Consider the following 4981-nt stretch of genomic DNA (forward strand, 5'->3'; position numbering starts at 1 on the left):
CCCCTCCGCGTGGCGAAGCCCCGCCCGGAGCCCGTCGGCGACACGGGACGGTAGCGCGGCGACGCAGGATGTAGAGGGTCAGGCCGGTGGCGGCGAAGCCCGGCATGGCCAGCGCTGCCAGGCAGAACAGCAGGGCGAACAGGTCGCCGAAGAACCGGCCGCGATGCACCTCCAGGATGGACTGGAGGATCTGCCGCCCGAGGGGCGTGTCGGCGGCGTGCTCGGCTGACAGGAAGGCGCCCGTGGCGGCGTCGTAGCGCGCCTCGTTGCGGGCGCTGAGGGACGCGACACCCCGGGGCAGCCAGCGGATGCGGATCGTCGCCGTGTCGGCCCCCGGCAGGGTCAGGGTCACGACGCCGGCCTCCTGCCCCTCTCCGGCCCGGAACGCCGCCCAGGCGCGGTCGACGGCGTCGGGCCGGGAGTCCGGCACGGGAGAAGCCTCCCCATGGCCGGCCATGCGGGCCGGCTTCGCCCGCTCCGACGGCCCGGCGAGCAGCCAGGTGGCGCCGTCCTTGAACGCCGGGTAGGACCAGGTCAGGCCGGTGAGCGCGATGACCAGGTAGACCGGCGTCAGCCAGGTCCCGGCCACGGCGTGCAGGGACCACCAGCGCGGCCGGCCCGGCCGCGACAGGCTCGGCTTCAGCCAGATCCGCCAACGATGGATCTTGGGCCAGCGCAGGTAGAGGCCGGTGGCGAGGAACACGATCAGCGCCAGGGTGCAAGCCCCCGTGATGGTCCGGCCCCAGCCCTTGGACCCGCCGGGAATGAGCAGCCAGCGGTGCAGGTCCCGCACCGTCGCGAAGGCCGCCTCCAGCCGGACGGGGCCCAGCACCGCGCCGTCATAGGGGTCGGCATAGACCGAGGGCGGCCGCACCCGGGTCTCCGGGTCGCGGGCGAAGCGCACGAACGCGCTCGCGTTCGGGTCGTCCGACAGGGTGAGGGCGTTCACGATTCGGCCGCCCGCCTGGGCGTCGATCCGGGCGGCGAGGGCGGTGGGGGCGAGCGGCACCCGGTCCGCCGCCTCGACTCGCATCCGGTCGCGGTTGGCGAAGGCGGTGATCGCCTCCTCGTAGCTCATCAGCGCGCCGGTCAGGCCCATCAGCGCGAGCACGAACCCGGCGGTGAGGCCGAGCGCCCAGTGCAGGCGGAACAGGACGGTCCGGGGGGAGGGAATCGGCAGCGGCTTCACGATGCCGGCTGCGTAGCGCAAAATCCGGTCCCGTTAAAACGAATTTTGCTCGAGAACATCGTCTTGGACATCGGCTTCGGGATGATGCTCTAGACCTTTGATGTCGCATGCTCGTTTTTCGAAAGCCGGGGGCCACCTTTCCGGATGATGCGCAAGGTCTTTGATAGTGTGGCATTGTCAGAGCCGAATGGATGTCTCCTTCGTGGAAAGATGCTCGCGCAGAGTTCGGCCACGCAGACGACGACGAGCCGCGTAGCCCTACGCGATCTGACGGGTGACAGAGCCGCCATCCGGTGACAGGATCATGCCCGGGATACGCCACCCACTCCCGCATGGTCTGTGAAGGGGGCTCGATTCGATGCATCAACCTCTGCGCCGGACGGTCCAGGTCGGCGAGAACGGGAGGATGAACCTTCCCGCGGAGATGCGCCGCATCCTGGGTCTGACCGGATCGGGCCGCGTCATCCTCACACAGGATGAAGATGGCATCCGCATCACGACGGTCGAGCAGGCCCTGAAGCGTGTCCGTAGCCTGGCGGCGCCCTTTGCCGAGGGCCGCGGATCCGTGGTCGATGCGTTCATCGCGGAGAAACGTGCAGACGCGGCCCGGGAGGATGCCGAGGGCAACGCCGACCCGCATGCCTGATCCGATCCTCGACGCATCGGCCGTCCTGGCGGTCATCTTCGACGAGGCCGGAGCCGACCGCGTGGCCGCTCACCTGCCCGGCGCCAAGGTCTCCGCTGTCAACGCGGCCGAGGTCATGACGAAACTGTTCGACCTCGGCATACCCGGAAACACCGTCGACGCGATCCTCGAAGGATTGCAACTCACGATCTTGCCGTTCGGGATGGTGGAGGCGCGGGAAACCGCCCGGATGCGCCCACTCACCCGGCACGCCGGCCTCTCGCTCGGGGACCGCGCCTGTCTGGCGACCGCAAGGCTGGAGAACGCTCCGGCCCTGACGTCGGACAGGGCCTGGGCGCGGTTGGGCCAGACCGTTTCGGTCGACATCGACGTGCTGCGCTGACCGGCACGGATCGGCAGGCCGCGCTTGCTCAAGTCCGGCACGGCATTGTGAGGCTGCTGCGACCGCGGCCCGGCCTCAGGTGATCGGCGCCGGGTTGAACAGGGTCAGGTCGTTGAACAGGCCCCAGCGGTCGGACCAGGGCCGCTTGCGCCCGCTCGCCACGTCGAGGATCAGGTGGAACAGCTCCCAGCCGACCTGCTCGATCGTGGCCTCGCCGGTGGCGATGCGGCCGGCATCGAGGTCGATCAGGTCGGACCAGCGCTCGGCCAGCTCCGTCCGGGTGGCGACCTTGATCACCGGGGCCTGAGCGAGACCGTAGGGCGTGCCGCGGCCGGTGGAGAACACCTGCAGGGTGATCCCCGAGGCGAGCTGGAGCGTGCCGCAGACGAAGTCGCTGGCCGGGGTCGCGGCGAAGATCAGGCCCTTCTCGCGGACGCGCTCGCCCGGCGCCAGCACCCCGGCGATCGCGCCGGTGCCGGACTTGGCGACCGAGCCCAGGGCCTTCTCGACGATGTTGTTGAGGCCGCCCTTCTTGTTGCCGGGCGACGGGTTGGCCCGGCGGTCGGCCTCGCCCTTGGCGAGATAGGCATCGTACCAGGCCATCTCGCGGATCAGGGCCTGGGCCACCTCCGGCGTCCTGGCCCGGGGGGTCAGGAGGTGGATCGCGTCGCGGACCTCGGTGACCTCGGAGAACAGCACGGTGCCGCCGCAGGCCACGATCAGGTCGGCGCAGTAGCCGAGGGCCGGGTTGGCGGTGACGCCGGAGAACGCGTCGCTGCCGCCGCATTGCAGGCCGACCACGAGTTCGGAGGCCGGACAGGTCTCGCGGGTGCGCCGGTTCAGCACCTCCAGGCGGGCTTCCGCCATCGCCAGGATGCTGTCGAGCATCGCGGAAAAACCCTGGTGGCGCTCGTCCTGGAGCCGGACCACCCCGTCCCCGGCGGCGCCGCCGTCGGGCAGCAGCCGCTCCGAGACGAGCTTCTCGCAGCCCAGCCCGACCACCATCACTTCGCCGCCGAAATTCGGGTTCTGCGCGAGGCTCTGGAGGGTCCGGATCGGCACCACAGCCTCCGGGGCGTTGATGGCGACGCCGCAGCCATACGCATGGGTGAGGCCGACCACGTCGTCGACGTTGGGGAAGCGCGGCAGCAGCTCCTGCTTGATCCGCCTGATCGCCACGTCGAGGGTGCCGGCGACGCATTGCACGCTGATCGAGATCGCCAGGATGTTCTTGGTGCCCACCGACCCGTCCGGGTTGCGGTAGCCCTCGAAGGTGTAGCACTCGAGCGGGGGCAGGGGCGCCGGCACCCGTGTGGCGAGTTCCAGCGCGTCGAGGGCGGGGGCGACCGGGGTCGCGACCCGGGATTCCTCGACCCAGGCGCCCCGCGGGATCGCTTGCGTGGCGATGCCGACCACCTCGCCGTAGCGACGCACCGCGCCGCCCTCCGGGATGTCGGACAGCGCCACCTTGTGGCCCTGCGGGACGAACTCGACGAGTTCGAGCCCGTCCGGGAACGCCGTGCCGGCGGGCAGCCCGAAGGCGTTGACCACGATCGCGACGTTGTCGTGCTCGCTCAGCCGGATCGTGCGCGGCACGTCCCCGGCCGGGCGCTCGAGGCTCGGGCGATCCTGGGTCGGGCGATCCTGGGTCGCGCTGTCGATCTCGGCCTGCATCGAACGTTCCCTGCTCAGCCTTCGGTGCGGAAACGCCCGGCCAGGGCCTCGGCGTTGCGCGCGAGCAACCCCAGATCCGAGCCGACCGCGGTGAACCGGGTGCCGGCCGCGATGTAGCGCTTGGCCAGGTCCTCGCTCGGCGTGAGGATGCCGGCATGCTTGCCGGCCTTCACGATCCGGCCGATGGCCGCCTCGATGGTCGCGACCACCTCCGGGTGACCCTGTTGGCCGAGATGGCCGAGGCTGGTGGAGAGGTCGCCGGGCCCGATGAACACGCCGTCCACGCCTTCCACGGCGGCGATCGCGTCCAGATTGTCGAGGGCGCGGCGGGACTCGACCTGCACGATCACGACGATCTCAGCCTCACAGCGGGTGTGGTAGTCCGGGATGCGCCCGAACCGGGCGGCCCGGGGCGCTTGCGAGAAGCCGCGGATGCCGCGGGGCGCGTAGCGCGTCGCCGCCACGACCCGCTCGGCCTGCGCGGCATCGTCGATATTGGGGATCATCAGCGACTGGGCGCCGGCATCCAGGATGCGCTTGATGGTGATGGGGTCGTCGCTCGGCACCCGCACCACCGGGTTGGTGGCGTTCTCCATCATGGCCTGGAGCTGGAAGTAGATATCCCGCAGGTCGTTGGCGGAGTGCTCCATGTCGAGGAGCAGCCAGTCGAACCCGGCGCCGGCGACGATCTCGGTGGAGATCGGGCTCGCGAGGCTGCACCACAGGCCGATCTGCTGGCGCCCCGCGCCGAGGGCGGCCTTGAAGCGGTTGGTGAGTCGGTCCATGGCGATCCCTCTCCTGGCGGCCCCGGCCTCTGCGGGCCGTCGGGTGCCCATCAGGCGCAGCCTTTCCACCGGAGGTCAAAGCCAAAGGCTGGATCGATCGATGCTGTGGGCGCATGGATCGATCCATGTCGCGGGCGCTTGGATCGAGGCCGCGGGCGCTTGGATCGAGGCCGCGGGCGCTTGGATCAGGCCGCGGGCGCTTGGATCAGGCCGGGGGCAGCTCCGCCAGGATCGCGACCAGCCGGGCGATCAGCGGCTCGTCCGCGTCGCGCCGCCAGGCCAGGACCAGCTCGGCGGGGCGGGGG

5 protein-coding genes are annotated in these 4981 nt (G+C 70.7%); 2 read left to right on the forward strand and 3 right to left on the reverse strand.

Going from position 1 to position 4981, the window contains the following annotated elements:
• A partial coding sequence (locus FV228_RS20040) for a PepSY-associated TM helix domain-containing protein (protein WP_246693961.1) occupies positions 1–1210 on the reverse strand: 1210 nt, incomplete at its 3' end.
• A gap of 337 nt (positions 1211–1547) precedes the next feature.
• On the opposite strand from FV228_RS20040, the gene FV228_RS20045 reads away from it, so the two are divergent.
• Both FV228_RS20045 and FV228_RS20050 read left to right on the forward strand, forming a co-directional pair.
• Entirely contained in the window at positions 1548–1835 is a 288-nt protein-coding gene (locus FV228_RS20045; protein ID WP_147856226.1) for an AbrB/MazE/SpoVT family DNA-binding domain-containing protein, read from the forward strand.
• Entirely contained in the window at positions 1828–2217 is a 390-nt protein-coding gene (locus FV228_RS20050) for a type II toxin-antitoxin system VapC family toxin (RefSeq protein WP_147856227.1), read from the forward strand. The genes FV228_RS20045 and FV228_RS20050 overlap by 8 nt, the downstream gene beginning before the upstream one ends.
• Positions 2218–2292: 75 nt before the next feature.
• Here FV228_RS20050 and garD read toward each other — a convergent pair whose 3' ends face one another.
• Positions 2293–3891, reverse strand: a complete 1599-nt coding sequence (garD, locus tag FV228_RS20055; protein ID WP_187277828.1) for a galactarate dehydratase — start codon at positions 3889–3891, stop codon at positions 2293–2295.
• Positions 3892–3905: 14 nt separating this feature from the next.
• Positions 3906–4676, reverse strand: coding sequence for an HpcH/HpaI aldolase/citrate lyase family protein (locus FV228_RS20060; RefSeq protein ID WP_147856228.1), 771 nt, complete (start codon positions 4674–4676; stop codon positions 3906–3908).
• Positions 4677–4981: the final 305 nt, after the last annotated feature.

It is taken from the genome of Methylobacterium sp. WL18, assembly GCF_008040015.1.
GTDB classification, from domain to species: Bacteria; Pseudomonadota; Alphaproteobacteria; order Rhizobiales; family Beijerinckiaceae; genus Methylobacterium; species Methylobacterium mesophilicum.